At 61.2% G+C, this 14,874-nt stretch carries 15 protein-coding genes and 1 pseudogene; 14 read left to right on the forward strand and 2 right to left on the reverse strand.

The window, feature by feature from the left end:
• Positions 1-8 precede the first annotated feature (8 nt).
• On the forward strand, positions 9-602 hold the full coding sequence (locus E0F99_RS09430; protein ID WP_083356601.1) for an LON peptidase substrate-binding domain-containing protein: 594 nt from the start codon (positions 9-11) through the stop codon (positions 600-602).
• Here the strand turns inward: E0F99_RS09430 and E0F99_RS09435 are convergent.
• Together E0F99_RS09435 and E0F99_RS09440 are read right to left on the reverse strand one after the other, a co-directional pair.
• Positions 596-1,912: a bifunctional DedA family/phosphatase PAP2 family protein gene (locus E0F99_RS09435; RefSeq protein ID WP_083356602.1), complete on the reverse strand. Its 1,317-nt coding sequence runs from the start codon at positions 1,910-1,912 to the stop codon at positions 596-598. The two genes, E0F99_RS09430 and E0F99_RS09435, sit on opposite strands and share 7 nt — an antisense overlap.
• Before the next feature lie 91 nt (positions 1,913-2,003).
• A complete protein-coding gene (locus E0F99_RS09440; protein WP_083356603.1) occupies positions 2,004-2,687 on the reverse strand; it encodes a DNA-3-methyladenine glycosylase in 684 nt (227 codons plus the stop codon).
• Between the two features lie 173 nt (positions 2,688-2,860).
• On the opposite strand from E0F99_RS09440, the gene E0F99_RS09445 reads away from it, so the two are divergent.
• The 13 genes and pseudogenes from E0F99_RS09445 to E0F99_RS09505 all read left to right on the forward strand — a co-directional run.
• Complete coding sequence (locus E0F99_RS09445; RefSeq protein WP_083356604.1) at positions 2,861-4,126, forward strand: glutamate-5-semialdehyde dehydrogenase; 1,266 nt, start codon at positions 2,861-2,863, stop codon at positions 4,124-4,126.
• Positions 4,126-4,770 carry a nicotinate-nucleotide adenylyltransferase gene (gene nadD / locus E0F99_RS09450; RefSeq protein WP_083356605.1) on the forward strand — a complete coding sequence of 215 codons (645 nt, stop codon included), beginning with the start codon at positions 4,126-4,128 and terminating at the stop codon, positions 4,768-4,770. The genes E0F99_RS09445 and nadD overlap by 1 nt, the downstream gene beginning before the upstream one ends.
• A gap of 69 nt (positions 4,771-4,839) precedes the next feature.
• Positions 4,840-5,334 carry a ribosome silencing factor gene (gene rsfS, locus E0F99_RS09455; protein WP_083356606.1) on the forward strand — a complete coding sequence of 165 codons (495 nt, stop codon included), beginning with the start codon at positions 4,840-4,842 and terminating at the stop codon, positions 5,332-5,334.
• Positions 5,335-5,343: 9 nt separating this feature from the next.
• Positions 5,344-5,811 (forward strand): 23S rRNA (pseudouridine(1915)-N(3))-methyltransferase RlmH, encoded by a 468-nt coding sequence (rlmH, locus tag E0F99_RS09460; protein WP_003176297.1) that lies wholly within the window; start codon positions 5,344-5,346, stop codon positions 5,809-5,811.
• Positions 5,812-5,826: 15 nt separating this feature from the next.
• A complete protein-coding gene (gene mrdA, locus E0F99_RS09465; RefSeq protein WP_083356607.1) occupies positions 5,827-7,725 on the forward strand; it encodes a penicillin-binding protein 2 in 1,899 nt (632 codons plus the stop codon).
• Positions 7,726-7,756: 31 nt separating this feature from the next.
• Positions 7,757-8,860: a rod shape-determining protein RodA gene (rodA, locus tag E0F99_RS09470; protein ID WP_162276203.1), complete on the forward strand. Its 1,104-nt coding sequence runs from the start codon at positions 7,757-7,759 to the stop codon at positions 8,858-8,860.
• Between the two features lie 17 nt (positions 8,861-8,877).
• On the forward strand, positions 8,878-9,888 hold the full coding sequence (gene mltB, locus E0F99_RS09475) for a lytic murein transglycosylase B (protein WP_083356609.1): 1,011 nt from the start codon (positions 8,878-8,880) through the stop codon (positions 9,886-9,888).
• Positions 9,888-10,886 carry a septal ring lytic transglycosylase RlpA family protein gene (locus E0F99_RS09480; protein ID WP_083356610.1) on the forward strand — a complete coding sequence of 333 codons (999 nt, stop codon included), beginning with the start codon at positions 9,888-9,890 and terminating at the stop codon, positions 10,884-10,886. Before mltB ends, E0F99_RS09480 begins: the two co-directional genes overlap by 1 nt.
• A gap of 178 nt (positions 10,887-11,064) precedes the next feature.
• Complete coding sequence (locus E0F99_RS09485) at positions 11,065-12,222, forward strand: D-alanyl-D-alanine carboxypeptidase family protein (RefSeq protein WP_083356611.1); 1,158 nt, start codon at positions 11,065-11,067, stop codon at positions 12,220-12,222.
• Between the two features lie 85 nt (positions 12,223-12,307).
• Positions 12,308-12,589 (forward strand): DUF493 domain-containing protein, encoded by a 282-nt coding sequence (locus tag E0F99_RS09490; RefSeq protein WP_083356612.1) that lies wholly within the window; start codon positions 12,308-12,310, stop codon positions 12,587-12,589.
• Positions 12,589-13,236: a lipoyl(octanoyl) transferase LipB gene (gene lipB, locus E0F99_RS09495; protein ID WP_083356613.1), complete on the forward strand. Its 648-nt coding sequence runs from the start codon at positions 12,589-12,591 to the stop codon at positions 13,234-13,236. Before E0F99_RS09490 ends, lipB begins: the two co-directional genes overlap by 1 nt.
• A gap of 26 nt (positions 13,237-13,262) precedes the next feature.
• Positions 13,263-14,264: a lipoyl synthase gene (lipA, locus tag E0F99_RS09500; protein ID WP_057444888.1), complete on the forward strand. Its 1,002-nt coding sequence runs from the start codon at positions 13,263-13,265 to the stop codon at positions 14,262-14,264.
• A 150-nt stretch (positions 14,265-14,414) separates the two neighbouring features.
• Positions 14,415-14,861 (forward strand): annotated as a pseudogene (locus tag E0F99_RS09505) (LD-carboxypeptidase); the annotation flags it as partial.
• Positions 14,862-14,874: the final 13 nt, after the last annotated feature.

The raw sequence follows: 14,874 nt of genomic DNA on the forward strand, positions 1-14,874 counted from the left end.
AAACCTCTATGAGTCTGGCGCTGTTCCCGCTCAATACCGTGCTGTTCCCTGGCTGCACCCTCGACTTGCAACTGTTCGAGGCGCGCTACTTGGACATGATCAGCCGCTGCATGAAAAAGGGCGAAAGCTTCGGCGTGGTGTGCATCCTCGACGGCAGGGAAGTGGGCATGGCCCCGGACGGCTACGCGCTGATCGGCTGTGAAGCGCTGATTCGCGACTTCAAACAACAGGACAACGGCCTGCTGGGGATTCGCGTCGAAGGCGGGCGCAGGTTCCGCGTGCGTGACGCCGGGGTGCAGAAGGACCAGTTGCTGGTGGCTGAAGTGCAGTGGCTCGAAGAGCTGCCGGACCCGCCGCTGGAAGAAGAGGACGCCGACCTGCTGGCGTTGCTCCAGGCTCTGGCCGAACACCCGATGGTCGCCTCGCTGGACATGGGCACTCATGCCGAGGGTCAGCAAGCCTTGGCCAACCAGCTTGCTTATCTATTGCCGTTCACCGAGGCCGACAAGATCGACCTGCTGCAACTCGACGACCCGCAGCAACGCCTGGACGCAATCCAGATGTTGCTCGATGAGTTGCAGGGCGAACTCTTCACTCAATAGGCATAACGCAGCAGGGCGTGGGGCGTGCCGGTGAGCGCGATAAAACTCAGCACTGCCACGATGGCCGGTAGCAGTAGCCACCAGGTTTTTTGCGGCATGGCCGGCAGCGGGCTTCGAGACTGGATGAGGGTCAGGCTGAACGCGCACACCGTCATTGCCAGCAGCGTGCCGGCCAGGATATCCGTGGGCCAATGCGCCCCCAGGTACACCCGCGACAGCGCAATGAAAGCGGCCGGCATACACCCCAGTAGCATCCAGGTCAGGCGCAAGCGCGTGGGTTGCCCGCGACCGGCCAGCACGGCCAGCGCCAGGAAAAACGCAAAGGCGCCGGAGGCGTGGCCACTGGGCATGCTGAAACTGGTCAGTGGGTCCGTCAGGATTTCCGGGCGACCCCGGGCGAAAAACAGCTTGGTGCCGGTATTGATTACCGCCGCCCCGGCCAGGGTGGCACCGACGAACACGGCATGGCGCCACTGTCGCGCCAGCAGTAACAAGCCGGTGAACACCGCACTGGCGACAAACATCTTCTTGAACTCACCCAACTGGGTGATGCGCACCATCACCTCGTCCAGCCAGGGGCTGCGATGTTCCTGCACCAGTGCGCTCAGGCCCTGATCGAAGTCATTGAGGTGCGGGTAGCCGATAAACAGCGCGATCAACAGCGTCAGGCTGGCGCAGCCGATCAATAAGGTGGCGCGACGATGGCCGCGCAGGCTGCTGTTCAAACTCAGCCCCAGCAATATCGCCAAACAGGCTGCGACAATGCCGGCTTCCGGCCAGAAGCCTTCCGGCAATGGCAAGCGGAACGCGGCGCCGGCCGCCCAGCCGGGCAGCAGATAAGCTACTGACCAACCGGCTGCCGCCAGGATGCTCACGGCGGCAAAGCGTGGGAAGGGCATGTCGCACATGCCGGCGACCATCGGCAGCATGGGGCGCAACGGGCCGATGAAGCGTCCTACCAGCAGGCTGGCGATGCCGTACTTATGGAAGTAGGTTTCTGCGCCATTCATCCATTCAGGGTGGTGGCGTAAGCCGGGCAGGCGCCGGATGTTCTGATGGAAATGCCGGCCCAGGTAGTAGGAAACTCCGTCACCCAACAGGCCACCGAGGAAACCCATCAGCAGGGTTTCACTCAAGGACAGCGCACCGCTGCCGGCCAGCGCCGCAATGGCAGACAGCAACACCGTGCCCGGCACGATCAACCCGGCGATGGCCAGGCACTCCACGCACGCGACGATAAACACCGCCACGGCCAGCCATTCTGGGTTCAGGGTCAGCCAGCCGGTAATGCTATCGAGCCATTGGCCCATACAATCCACTCCATGTATGTCAGACGAAACCTGAGGCAGTGAAGATCAACTGTGGGAGCAGCTGTGCTGCAGGTTTCAATTTTCAGTCTGTTCAAATCAAAAAATAATCGCGGCCTTCGACCTGGCCCCGACGCAACGGGTTCCTGGTGCAATAAGGCGCATAGCCCGCATCGACGAAGCGGTACATCAAATGTTCATCGCGACCACTGGGAATGCCCAGGCGGGTCGTCTGAATGATCTGCGTCGGTGTCTGGCCTACGTCTTCAACGTAGAGCCGTTCCTGGTCAAAACGTTTGGCGTCCCACATCGGCACTTTCAGCCCGAGGGCTTTACACAGCAGGGTCTGGCCGGCGCAGAGTTTTTGCGAAGGGCGCGGATGGCCGTTGGCGTCCGGGTTGTTCAGCAGCATCTGCGCCAGGCTGGCTGGGCCACAGATGTTATCGACCCAGGGGTAGGCTGATTTGATCAGCACGGCATTACCCGGGCCTTGCGCGCTGAAGTTCAGCGAATCGCCACCACGTGCGTAGTACATATAGATATGCCCACCATCCAGAAACAAAGCCTTACGTTTTTCTGTGTAGCCGAGTGAGGCGTGGCTGCCTTTTTCGGCCACGTAATAGGCCTCGGTTTCAATAATTCGCGCTGAAAGCCACGTATCGCCGACACGATGGCGTATGACTTTCCCGAGTAATTCCCGCGCAAGAACTTGCGCGTCGCGGTCGAAGAAGCGGTCGGGCAGGGCGCCGGCGGGGATCTTGGGGGCAAAACTGGACATGGCGACAAGGTTAATACGGCTAAATGTGACCGAATAATAACAACTCCCACCTTAATTACCGCTGAACCCCAAGTTTTTACAGTTCATTTCGACCATCCGCCCCACACCGCTGTCAGTCGGGCGGCGTCACAGCTATAATCTGCCGCTTTCCTCTTTGCCAAGACTCCCCGACCATGACTGAGTCCGTTCTTGACTACATGACCCGCCTGGGTCGCGCTGCCCGTCAGGCCTCGCGGTTGATCGCCCGTGCGAGCACTGCGCAGAAGAACCGTGCCCTGCTGGCGGCCGCTGATGCTCTGGATGCTTCGCGCTCCGAGCTGGCCGCTGCCAATGAACTGGACTTGGCCAGCGGTCGCGCCAATGGCCTGGAACCGGCCCTGCTGGACCGCCTGGCGCTGACCCCGGCACGTATCGACGACATGATCGAAGGCCTGCGTCAGGTGGCCAAGCTGCCTGACCCCATCGGTGAAATCCGCGACATGCGTTACCTGCCGTCCGGTATTCAGGTCGGCAAAATGCGCGTGCCCCTGGGCGTGATCGGCATCATTTACGAGTCACGCCCGAACGTGACCATCGACGCCGCGAGCCTGTGCCTCAAGTCCGGCAACGCCACCATCCTGCGTGGCGGTTCCGAGGCGATCAATTCCAACCGCGCCATTGCCGCCTGCATTCAGCAGGGCCTGGCCGTGGCCGAGTTGCCTGCCGAAGTGGTGCAAGTGGTGGAAACCACCGACCGCGCCGCCGTAGGCGCGCTGATTACCCTGCCGGAATTTGTCGATGTGATCGTGCCGCGCGGTGGCAAGGGCCTGATCGAGCGCGTCAGCCGTGATGCTAAAGTGCCGGTGATCAAGCACCTGGACGGCGTGTGCCACGTGTACATCGACATTGCCGCCGATATCGACAAGGCGATCCGCATCGCCGACAACGCCAAGACCCACCGCTACGCCCCGTGCAACACCATGGAAACCCTGCTGGTGCACGTCGGCATTGCCGATCGCGTGCTGCCGCCGCTGGCTGCCATCTACCGGGACAAGGGTGTGGAATTGCGTGGTTGCGAGCGTACCCGTGCGCTGCTGGGCGTGGACGTGATCGAGGCGACTGAACAAGACTGGTACACCGAGTACACGGCGCCGATCCTGTCGATCCGCATCGTCGATGACCTGGACCAGGCCATCGAACACATCAACAAGTACGGCTCCAAGCACACCGACGCCATTGTTTCCGAGCATTTCAGCGATGCCCGGCGTTTCCTCAACGAAGTGGATTCCGCTTCGGTGATGGTCAACGCCTCGACGCGTTTTGCCGACGGCTTCGAGTATGGCCTGGGGGCGGAGATCGGCATTTCCACCGACAAGCTCCACGCACGCGGCCCGGTTGGCCTGGAAGGCCTGACCAGCGAGAAGTACGTGGTGTTCGGCGACGGTCATGTGCGCACTTGATGGCTAAACGCATCGGGCTGCTTGGCGGCACCTTCGACCCCGTGCACATCGGCCATTTGCGCAGTGCCCTGGAAGTGGCGGATGCCCTCGCGCTGGATGAGCTGCGTGTGATGCCCAACGCGCGGCCGCCGCATCGCGATACGCCGCAGGTGTCAGCGCAGCAACGCCTGGAAATGGTGCGCCTTGCCGTAGGCGGCATAGCACCGCTGGTGGTGGACGATCGCGAGCTCAAGCGCGATAAACCGTCCTACACTGTCGATACCCTGGAGTTGATGCGTGCCGAGTTGGCCGCAGATGACCAGTTGTTTCTGCTTTTGGGCTGGGACGCATTTTGCGGCCTGCCCTCTTGGCATCGCTGGGAGGAACTCCTCCAGCACTGCCACATCCTGGTTTTGCAACGCCCGGATGCCGACAGCGAACCGCCGGATGCCTTGCGCAACCTGCTGGCCGCGCGGTCGGTAAGTGACCCCTTGGCCCTGACCGGGCCAAACGGGAATATTGCATTCGTCTGGCAGACCCCGCTTGCGGTGTCCGCCACCCAGATCCGTCAACTGCTGGCCAGCGGGAAGTCGGTACGTTTCCTGGTGCCTGACGCGGTCCTGGCCTACATCGATGCGCACGGGCTTTACCGTGCGTCGAACTGAAAAGGCGCGCTTGTCGCTACGCACAGTCGTGCAGCGAGCGCCCGAACATACGAGCAAAACGAGTTTTATATGACGAACAAAGACGTAAGCAAAGTTAAGCGCAAAGGCACGTTCAAAAGCGCCCCGCTGCCAGTTGAAGTGCACACCGGCCCTGAGCTGGCTGGCGAAGAGCTGGTAAAAGTCGCCGTGGCTGCCCTGGAAGACGTTAAGGCCCAGGACATCCAGGTTCTGGACGTGCGCGACAAGCAGAGCATCACCGACTTCATGATCATCGCCACGGGTACCTCCAACCGCCAGATCGGCGCGATGCTGGACAAAGTGCGTGAAGCCGTCAAAGCCCAAGGCGTGAAGCCGCTGGGTGAAGAAGGCAAGGGCGACAGCGACTGGGTACTGTTGGACATGGACGACGTGATCGTTCACATGATGACCTCCAACGCCCGTCAGTTCTACGACCTGGAGCGTCTGTGGAAAGGCGCCGAGCAGAGCCGTGCCGCTGATGGCAAGCACCACAGCCCGGAAGTGGGCCACGCGCACTTCGACAAGCTCAACAAAGACCAGGAATAAGGAACGGCTGTGCGCCTGCGTCTGATCGCTGTCGGTTCACGCATGCCCAAGTGGGTGGAAGAAGGCTGGCACGAGTATGCCAAGCGTCTGCCCGCTGAGCTGTCGCTGGAATTGGTGGAAATACCGCTCAATACCCGGGGCAAGAATGCCGACGTGGCGCGCTTTATCCGTCAGGAAGGCGAAGCCATGTTGGCCAAGGTCGGCCCCAACGAGCGTATCGTCACCCTTGAGGTGCACGGCAAGCCCTGGAGCACCGAGCAACTGGCGGTGGAGCTGGACCGCTGGCGCCTGGATTCGCGTACGGTCAACTTCATGGTCGGCGGCCCCGAGGGGCTGGCGCCGGAAGTCTGTGCGCGGGCGGACCAGCGCTGGTCGTTGTCGGCGCTGACGCTGCCGCACCCGTTGGTAAGGATTCTGATCGGTGAACAGCTGTATCGCGCCTGGACAGTTCTGTCCGGGCACCCTTACCACAAATAATCTGCGCCCCTGCCGATGACCCAGCCGATCCGCATCAAGGACCACGAGAAAGACGCACGTCTGGTGCGCTCGCGGGTCATTTTTGGCGCTTTTCTGGTGGTGGGTTTGATTGCGGTGTTGATTGCGCGCCTGTATTTCCTGCAGGTGATCCAGTACGACTATCACTCCACATTGTCGGAAAATAACCGGGTGCATGTGCAGCCGATTCCGCCGACCCGTGGGCTGATTTTCGACCGCAATGGCGTGGTGGTCGCGGATAACCGGCCCAGCTTCAGCCTGAGCATGACGCGTGAGCGTTCCGGCGACTGGCAGCAGATCCTCGATGTGATCGTCGAGGTGCTGCAGATGACTCCGGAAGACCGGGTGATTTTCGAAAAACGCATGAAGCAGGGGCGTCGGCCGTTCGAGCCGGTGCCGATCCTGTTTGAGCTGACCGAAGAGCAAATTGCCCGCATTGCGGTGAACCAGTTCCGCCTGCCCGGTGTGGAAGTGGTGGCGCAATTGGTGCGGCATTACCCGCAAGGGCCGCACTTTGCCCACTCCGTCGGCTACATGGGGCGCATCAACGAGAAAGAGCTGAAAAGTCTCGATCCGGTGAATTACAGCGGCACTCACCACATTGGTAAAACCGGCATCGAACGCTTCTATGAGCCTGAGCTGCATGGCCAGGTGGGTTACGAGGAAGTCGAAACCAACGCGCGTGGCCGCGTGCTGAGGGTGCTCAAACGCACCGACCCGGTGCCGGGCAAAGACATCGTGCTGAGCCTGGACATCAAGCTGCAGGAAGCGGCTGAAATGGCCCTCGGCGGTCGGCGTGGCGCTGTGGTGGCACTGGATCCGAAAACCGGCGAAGTGCTGGCGATGGTCAGTCAGCCGAGTTTCGACCCCAACCTGTTTGTTACCGGGATCAGCTTTAAGGCCTACGCCGAATTGCGTGATTCCATCGACCGGCCACTGTTCAACCGCGTGCTGCGAGGGCTGTATCCGCCAGGTTCGACCATCAAACCGGCGGTGGCGATTGCCGGTTTGGATTCGGGCGTGATCACCGCGTCGAGCCGTGTGTTCGACCCGGGCTACTACATGCTGCCCAACTACGACCACAAATACCGTAACTGGAACCGCACCGGTGACGGCTATGTCGACCTGGACACCGCGATCATGCGCTCCAACGACACCTATTTTTATGACCTGGCCCACAAGCTGGGGATCGACCGGCTGTCTGCCTATATGGGCAAGTTCGGCCTCGGTCAGAAAGTCTCCCTGGACATGTTCGAAGAATCCCCAGGCTTGATGCCGTCGCGGGAGTGGAAACGCGCGACCCGTCGCCAAGCGTGGTTCCCGGGTGAAACCCTGATCCTCGGCATCGGCCAGGGCTATATGCAGGCCACGCCGCTGCAACTGGCCCAGGCCACGGCGCTGGTGGCCAACAAAGGCATCTGGAACCGTCCGCACCTGGCCAAGACCGTCGAAGGCGAGCGGCCGGTGGATGAAAACCCGATCCCCGACATCGTGCTACGCGACCCGTCCGACTGGGACAAGGTCAACCACGGCATGCAGCAAGTGATGCACGGCGCCCGCGGCACCGCGCGTAAAGCGGCGGTCGGCGCGCAATACCGCATCGCCGGCAAGAGCGGTACCGCCCAGGTGGTGGCGATCAAACAGGGCGAGAAATATGACCGTTCCAAGGTTCAAGAACGCCACCGTGACCACGCGCTGTTTGTCGGCTTTGCCCCGGCCGATGACCCGAAAATCGTCGTGGCGGTGATGGTCGAAAACGGTGAGTCCGGCTCCGGCGTTGCAGCGCCCGTAGTGCGCCAAGTGATGGACGCCTGGCTATTGGCCGACGACGGCAGGCTCAAGCCCGAATATGGCGGCCCCCCTTCAAGCACCGAGGTCCCGGCCCGTGAAGAGTAATTTTGACCGCATCCTCTCCAGCGAGGATGTGATGCGTCGCCGCGCGACGTTGTTGCAGCGCATGCACATTGATGGCCCGTTGCTGATCCTGCTGCTGACCTTGGCGGCCGGCAGCCTGTTCGTGCTGTATTCGGCCAGTGGCAAGAACTGGGACCTGCTGATCAAGCAGGCCTCCTCGTTCGGCTTGGGCCTGTTGTCGATGGTGGTGATCGCCCAGCTGGAGCCACGATTCATGGCGCGTTGGGTGCCACTGGGGTATATCGCCGGCGTATTGCTGCTGGTGGTGGTGGACGTGATGGGCCACAACGCCATGGGCGCGACGCGCTGGATCAACATTCCAGGGGTGATTCGCTTCCAGCCGTCGGAATTCATGAAGATCCTCATGCCAGCGACCATCGCCTGGTACTTGTCCAAACGCACCTTGCCGCCGCAGCTCAAGCACGTGGGCATCAGCCTGATCCTGATTGGCGTGCCTTTTATCCTGATCGTGCGCCAGCCGGACCTGGGCACGTCGTTGCTGATCCTCGCAGGTGGCGCGTTCGTGCTGTTTATGGGCGGCTTGCGCTGGCGCTGGATCCTCAGCGTGCTGGCTGCGGCGATCCCGGTGGCCGTGGCCATGTGGTTCTTCTTTATGCACGACTACCAGAAGCAGCGGATCCTTACGTTCCTTGACCCGGAGAGCGACCCGCTGGGCACCGGCTGGAACATCATCCAGTCCAAGGCGGCCATCGGTTCTGGGGGCGTATTTGGTAAGGGCTGGTTACTGGGCACCCAGTCGCACTTGGACTTTTTGCCTGAAAGCCACACTGACTTCATTATTGCGGTACTGGGCGAAGAGTTCGGCCTGGTGGGCATTTGCGCGCTGTTGCTGATTTATTTGCTGTTGATTGGTCGGGGGTTGGTAATCACCGCGCAGGCGCAGACACTGTTCGGCAAATTGCTCGCCGGCAGCCTGACCATGACGTTTTTTGTTTACGTTTTCGTCAACATCGGTATGGTCAGTGGCCTGTTGCCGGTGGTTGGGGTGCCGTTGCCGTTCATTAGCTACGGCGGAACTTCGCTGGTGACATTGCTGTCAGCGTTTGGGGTTTTGATGTCGATTCATACGCATCGCAAGTGGATCGCGCAGGTTTGAATAAGGTGAAGATGTCAATGCAAGTAATGCGCGGCTGGGCGACTCGGCATGCGTCCTGGATGAGCCTGATTGGGCTGCTGGGCGCGACGCAAGAGGCGCAGGCCGGTGACTACGATGGTTCACCCCAGGTCGCCGAATTTGTCGGTGAAATGACCCGCGACTATGGTTTCGCCGGTGAACAGCTGATGGGCGTGTTCCGCGAAGCTCAGCGCAAGCAGGCGATCCTCGACGCGATCTCGCGTCCCGCCGAGCGCGTTAAACAGTGGAAAGAATACCGCCCGATGTTCCTCACCGACGCCCGCGTGGCGCGCGGTGTGGACTTCTGGCGCCAGCATGAAGCCGTGTTGGCCCGCGCCGAGCAGGAATACGGCGTGCCGGCCCAGGTCATCGTCGCGATCATCGGCATTGAAACCTTCTACGGGCGTAATACCGGCAGTTACCGGGTGATTGACGCCTTGTCGACCCTGGGCTTCGATTACCCGCCGCGCGCGGAGTTCTTCCGCAAGGAGCTGCGCGAGTTCCTGTTGCTGGCCCGCGAAGAACAGGTCGACCCACTGACCCTCAAAGGCTCCTACGCCGGTGCGATGGGCTTGCCGCAGTTCATGCCGAGCAGCTTTCGCGCCTATGCGGTGGATTTCGACGGCGACGGCCACATCAATATCTGGAGCAACCCGGACGATGCCATCGGCAGCGTGGCCAGCTACTTCAAACGCCACGGTTGGGTGTCCGGCGAGCCGGTGGTGATCCGTGCCGATGTGGCCGGTGAGCGTGCCGATGAAGGCCTGACCCAGGGAATCGAGCCGGTCAAGACCGTCGGGGAGTTGCGAGCGCTGGGCTGGTCGGGTCAGAATGCGCCACGCGATGATACGCCGGTGACGGCGTTCCGCCTGGAAGGCGAAAACGGCCCGGAATACTGGATGGGCCTGAAGAATTTTTACGCAATCACGCGTTATAACCGCAGTGTGATGTACGCCATGGCCGTGCATCAACTGTCTGACATGCTAGTACAAGCACGGGGCAACAAGTAATGCGGGCATCGCCGTTCAATAAACCGCTCAAGCTGGTGGCGTTCACCGCGTTGTCCTTGCTGGTTGTCAGTTGTTCCTCTACCACCAGTCGCGCGCCTGCGCAGAAGGGCGGTGTCGTCCGCGCCCAGCCAGGCCTGGACATCAACCGCGCGCACAAAGACGGCGCGCCGTGGTGGGACGTCGACGTGTCGAAAATCCCGGATGCCACGCCGACCCTGCACACCGGGCCGTACAAGGCCAACCCGTATACCGTGCTGGGCAAGAGCTACTTCCCGCTGCAGGATTCCAAGACCTACGTGCAGTCGGGCACGGCGTCCTGGTACGGCACCAAATTCCATGGCCAGAACACCGCCAACGGCGAGGTGTATGACCTGTACGGCATGAGCGCGGCCCACAAGACCCTGCCACTGCCCAGCTACGTTCGCGTGACCAACCTGGACAACAACCGTACGGTGATCCTGCGGGTCAACGACCGCGGGCCGTTCTATTCGGACCGCATCATCGACTTGTCTTACGCCGCTGCGAAGAAACTCGGTTATGCCGAAATCGGCACTGCGCGCGTGAAAGTAGAAGGCATCGACCCGGCTCAGTATTGGGCTCAGCGCGGCAAACCCGCGCCGTTGATGCTCAACGAGCCGCAAACGCCGCAGCCGCAGGTGACGGCGTCAACCGGCAAGATCGAGCAATGGACGCCGCCTCCAGCACAGCACGCGCCGGACACGGTGGTCGTGCCTCACGCAGCACCGGGTGCCTCTACCGTGGGCGGCCAGTACCTGCAAGTGGGCGCTTTCGCCAACCCGGATGCGGCAGAACTGTTAAGGTCCAAGCTCAGCGGCATGGTCAATGCGCCGGTCTTCATCAGCTCCATCGTGCGTAACCAGCAGACCTTGCACCGTGTGCGCATGGGGCCGATTGGGTCGCCAAGCGAAGTGGCGCAGGTGCAGAACAGCGTGCGCCTGGCCAACCTGGGGCAACCCAGTGTGGTCACCGCCGAATAATACAGATTGAAGGTTGGGGCTCGTACGCGGGCCTGAACCCTGGTTGTTGGCTCGTTGAACAATAAAAACCCAGGGGCAAGGGGTGAGCGGGCAACCGAACACGTGACAGTCTGGCAGCGGGCTGTCTGAATAGTTTTGCCCGCGAGGGCAAGTTTCCATAAGCAATTTCGAGAGACGGATGAACATCACCACCTTAGCCAAACGCACGTGCCTGCTTCTTTCGCTGATCATCACCCCGGCCGCCTGGGCGGTTGAAATGGTGCCGGCTTCCCCGCAACTGGCCGCCAAGGCCTGGGTGCTCATGGATGCCGCCAGCGGCAATGTGCTGGTCGAAAACAACGGTGACCAGCGCCTGCCACCCGCCAGCCTGACCAAGCTGATGACGGCTTACATCGCGACCTTGGAAATCCGTCGCGGCCAGATCGGCGAAAACGACCCAGTCACCGTCAGCGAAAACGCCTGGCGCACCGGCGGTTCGCGGATGTTCATCAAGGTCGGCTCGCAAGTCACCGTGAGCGACCTGCTGCACGGCATCATCATTCAGTCCGGTAACGACGCCAGCGTGGCCCTGTCCGAGCACATCGCCGGCAGTGAAGACGCCTTCGCCGACATGATGAACAAGACTGCTGGCGACCTGGGCATGACCAACAGCCACTTCATGAACCCGACCGGCCTGCCGAACCCAGAGCACTACTCGTCGGCTCACGACATGGCAGTGCTGGCTCGCGCGATCATCCGTGTCGACCCGGTGCACTACGCGATCTACTCCCAGAAGGAGTTCTTCTGGAACAACATCAAGCAACCAAACCGCAACCTGCTGCTGTGGCGCGACAAGACCGTCGACGGCCTGAAAACCGGCCACACCGACGAAGCCGGCTACTGCATGGTGTCGTCCGCTGTACGTGACGGCCAGCGCCTGATCGCGGTGGTCTTCGGCACTAACAGCGAGCAGGCCCGTGCGGCCGAGACGCAAAAACTGCTGACCTACGGTTTCCGCTTCTTTGAAACCCAGACCTTCTACCAGAAGGGCGCCGAACTGGCTCAAGCGCCGGTGTGGAAAGGCGCGACCCACCAAGTCAAGGCCGGCCTGGCTGAAGACCTGACCTTGACCATGCCTAAAGGCCAGCTGAAAAAGCTCGTTGCCAGCATGACCATGAACCCACAATTGGTTGCGCCAATTGCCAAGGGTGACGTCATCGGTAAAGTCGACGTGAAGCTGGACGACAAGGTGGTGCACAGCGCCGACCTGATCGCGCTGGACGCCGTCGACGAAGGTGGTATCTTCCGCCGCGTGTGGGATAGCATCCGTCTATTCTTCTACAGCTTGTTCAACTGATTGTGTGCACCTGCAAAGCCCCGCGTTGATCCGACGCGGGGCTTTGCCCGTCGCCACGGCTTACCGCTTACGAGGCCGTTCTGCCATGACCGATAAAGAAGTAGACGTAAAGGCGCCAAAGATCGAATTCCCAAACGTGGACTATCCCGTCAAGGTGATCAGCGATACCGGTGTGGGCAACAAAGACAAGATTCTCGAGATCGTGCGTAAACACGCAGCGATCAACGACAACCGGGTGGACGAGCGTTTGAGCTCCAACGGTAAATACACCACGATCCAGTTGCACATCGTTGCAACCGGTCAAGACCAGCTCTACGACATCAACAGTGAACTGCGGGCCACCGGCTTCGTGCACATGGTGCTGTGATGTCACAGGTCCTGGGCTTTCGCGAGCTCGGCCAGATGGCCTACGAGCCCGTTTGGCACGCCATGCAGCGGTTCACCAATGAACGCGGCAGCTCGGCGCCGGATGAGATTTGGCTGGTGGAACACCCACCGGTCTTTACCCAGGGCCAGGCCGGCAAGGCCGAGCATCTGCTGCTGCCGGGGGATATTCCGGTGGTGCAGGTCGACCGAGGGGGTCAAGTGACTTACCATGGGCCGGGTCAGCTGGTAGCGTATCTATTGCTGGACGTGCGCAAGCTAGGGTTTGGCGTACGTGACTTGGTAAGCCGCATGGAGGCTTGCCTGATCGAGCTGTTGGCCAGTTACGGCGTGAGCGCCGCAGCCAAGCCCGATGCACCCGGTGTGTACGTGGACGGCGCGAAAATCGCCTCCCTCGGTTTGCGCATTCGCCACGGTTGTTCCTTTCATGGCCTGGCCCTGAACGTGGACATGAACCTGGCGCCCTTCGGGCGCATCAACCCGTGCGGTTACGCAGGGTTGGCGATGACCCAGCTGAGTGAGCACGCCGCACCGATTAAATTTGCCGAGGTAAGTGCCCGGCTGCGTGCGCAGCTCGTCAAACACCTCGACTATGCTGAGCAGACGACCCTTACGGGCGGAATCGACTGATTATGACTACTGATGCAGTGCAAACCATGATCCCGACGCTGGACATCACCGAGCGTCCGGCCCCGGCCCCGCGTGCCAAGGTGGAAGCCGGCGTCAAGCTGCGCGGCGCCGAGAAGGTTGCACGCATCCCGGTCAAGATCATCCCGACTACCGAACTGCCTAAAAAACCGGACTGGATTCGCGTGCGTATCCCGGTTTCGCCGGAAGTCGACCGTATCAAGGCCCTGCTGCGCAAACACAAGCTGCACAGCGTGTGCGAAGAGGCGTCCTGCCCGAACCTGGGTGAGTGCTTCTCCGGTGGCACTGCCACCTTCATGATCATGGGTGACATCTGCACGCGTCGTTGCCCGTTCTGCGACGTTGGCCACGGCCGGCCGAAGCCACTGGACGTCAACGAGCCGGAAAGCCTGGCCATCGCCATCGCCGACCTGAAACTCAAATACGTAGTGATCACCTCGGTAGACCGCGACGACCTGCGTGACGGCGGTGCCCAGCACTTTGCCGACTGCATCCGCGAAATCCGCAAGCTGTCGCCGAACGTGATGCTCGAAACCCTGGTTCCGGACTACCGTGGCCGTATGGACGTTGCGCTGGAAATCACCGCGGCCGAGCCACCGGATGTGTTCAACCACAACCTGGAAACCGTACCACGGCTCTACAAGGCCGCGCGCCCGGGTTCTGACTACCAGTGGTCGCTGACCCTGCTGCAGAAATTCAAGCAGATGATGCCGCACATTCCGACCAAATCCGGCCTGATGCTGGGCTTGGGCGAAACCGACGAAGAAGTCATCGAAGTCATGAAGCGCATGCGCGAACACGACATCGATATGCTGACTCTGGGTCAGTACCTGCAGCCGTCGCGTAGCCACTTGCCGGTGCAGCGCTTCGTGCACCCGGACACCTTCGCCTGGTTCGCCGAGGAAGGTTACAAAATGGGCTTTAAGAACGTGGCGTCCGGCCCGTTGGTACGCTCCTCGTACCACGCCGATGAGCAGGCCAAGCTGGTCAAGGCCAGCCTGGTTTCGTAAAAGGCCTGCGTAACGCTGCAGATCCAATGTGGGAGGGGGCTTGCTCCCGATTGTGGTATATCAGTCGCTGCCTGTGCGGGCTGATTTAACGCTATCGGGAGCAAGCCCCCTCCCACATTTCGTTCGGCGTTATAAATGGGAGACTTATGGATGAGCATTGAACCTGCAACTGCGGTACCCGCCCTTCGTGCCGAAGGCGTAATTGGCCTGATTGCCCCTGCCGGCCCGGCCGCCCTCGACGTTGAAAAAGCCGGGCAATGGCTGCGCGCCCGTGGCCACGAGCTAAGGATCTTCTCGGGTGTATACGAACGCGATGGTTACCTCGCAGGCAGCGACGACGTGCGTCTGCGCGACCTGCATGCTGCCTTTGCCGACCCCGAAATCGATGCCGTCTTCTGCCTGCGCGGCGGCTACGGCACACCACGCTTGCTGGATCGCCTGGACTTCGACCTGCTGCGCGCCAACCCCAAGCCATTTGTGGGTTACAGCGACATCACCGCGTTGCACCTGGCGATCAGCCGTTACGCCGGCTTCGTGACCTTTCACGGGCCGATGCCCAATGCCGATTTGCTTGGCAGAAAACCGCAACCTACCGACTAGAATGGAATGG

This window comes from Pseudomonas antarctica, from assembly GCF_900624995.1.
Classification (GTDB): Bacteria; Pseudomonadota; Gammaproteobacteria; order Pseudomonadales; family Pseudomonadaceae; genus Aquipseudomonas; species Aquipseudomonas antarctica.

Excerpts from the sequence above, each read along its gene's own strand:
- E0F99_RS09430 (WP_083356601.1), top strand. The coding sequence starts at position 9 with ATGAGTCTGGCGCTGTTCCCGCTCAATACCGTGCTGTTCCCTGGCTGC.
- E0F99_RS09435 (WP_083356602.1), bottom strand. The coding sequence starts at position 1,912 with ATGGGCCAATGGCTCGATAGCATTACCGGCTGGCTGACCCTGAACCCA.
- E0F99_RS09440 (WP_083356603.1), bottom strand. The coding sequence starts at position 2,687 with ATGTCCAGTTTTGCCCCCAAGATCCCCGCCGGCGCCCTGCCCGACCGC.
- E0F99_RS09445 (WP_083356604.1), top strand. The coding sequence starts at position 2,861 with ATGACTGAGTCCGTTCTTGACTACATGACCCGCCTGGGTCGCGCTGCC.
- nadD (WP_083356605.1), top strand. The coding sequence starts at position 4,126 with ATGGCTAAACGCATCGGGCTGCTTGGCGGCACCTTCGACCCCGTGCAC.
- rsfS (WP_083356606.1), top strand. The coding sequence starts at position 4,840 with ATGACGAACAAAGACGTAAGCAAAGTTAAGCGCAAAGGCACGTTCAAA.
- mrdA (WP_083356607.1), top strand. The coding sequence starts at position 5,827 with ATGACCCAGCCGATCCGCATCAAGGACCACGAGAAAGACGCACGTCTG.
- rodA (WP_162276203.1), top strand. The coding sequence starts at position 7,757 with ATGCGTCGCCGCGCGACGTTGTTGCAGCGCATGCACATTGATGGCCCG.
- mltB (WP_083356609.1), top strand. The coding sequence starts at position 8,878 with ATGCAAGTAATGCGCGGCTGGGCGACTCGGCATGCGTCCTGGATGAGC.
- E0F99_RS09480 (WP_083356610.1), top strand. The coding sequence starts at position 9,888 with ATGCGGGCATCGCCGTTCAATAAACCGCTCAAGCTGGTGGCGTTCACC.
- E0F99_RS09485 (WP_083356611.1), top strand. The coding sequence starts at position 11,065 with ATGAACATCACCACCTTAGCCAAACGCACGTGCCTGCTTCTTTCGCTG.
- E0F99_RS09490 (WP_083356612.1), top strand. The coding sequence starts at position 12,308 with ATGACCGATAAAGAAGTAGACGTAAAGGCGCCAAAGATCGAATTCCCA.
- lipB (WP_083356613.1), top strand. The coding sequence starts at position 12,589 with ATGTCACAGGTCCTGGGCTTTCGCGAGCTCGGCCAGATGGCCTACGAG.
- lipA (WP_057444888.1), top strand. The coding sequence starts at position 13,263 with ATGATCCCGACGCTGGACATCACCGAGCGTCCGGCCCCGGCCCCGCGT.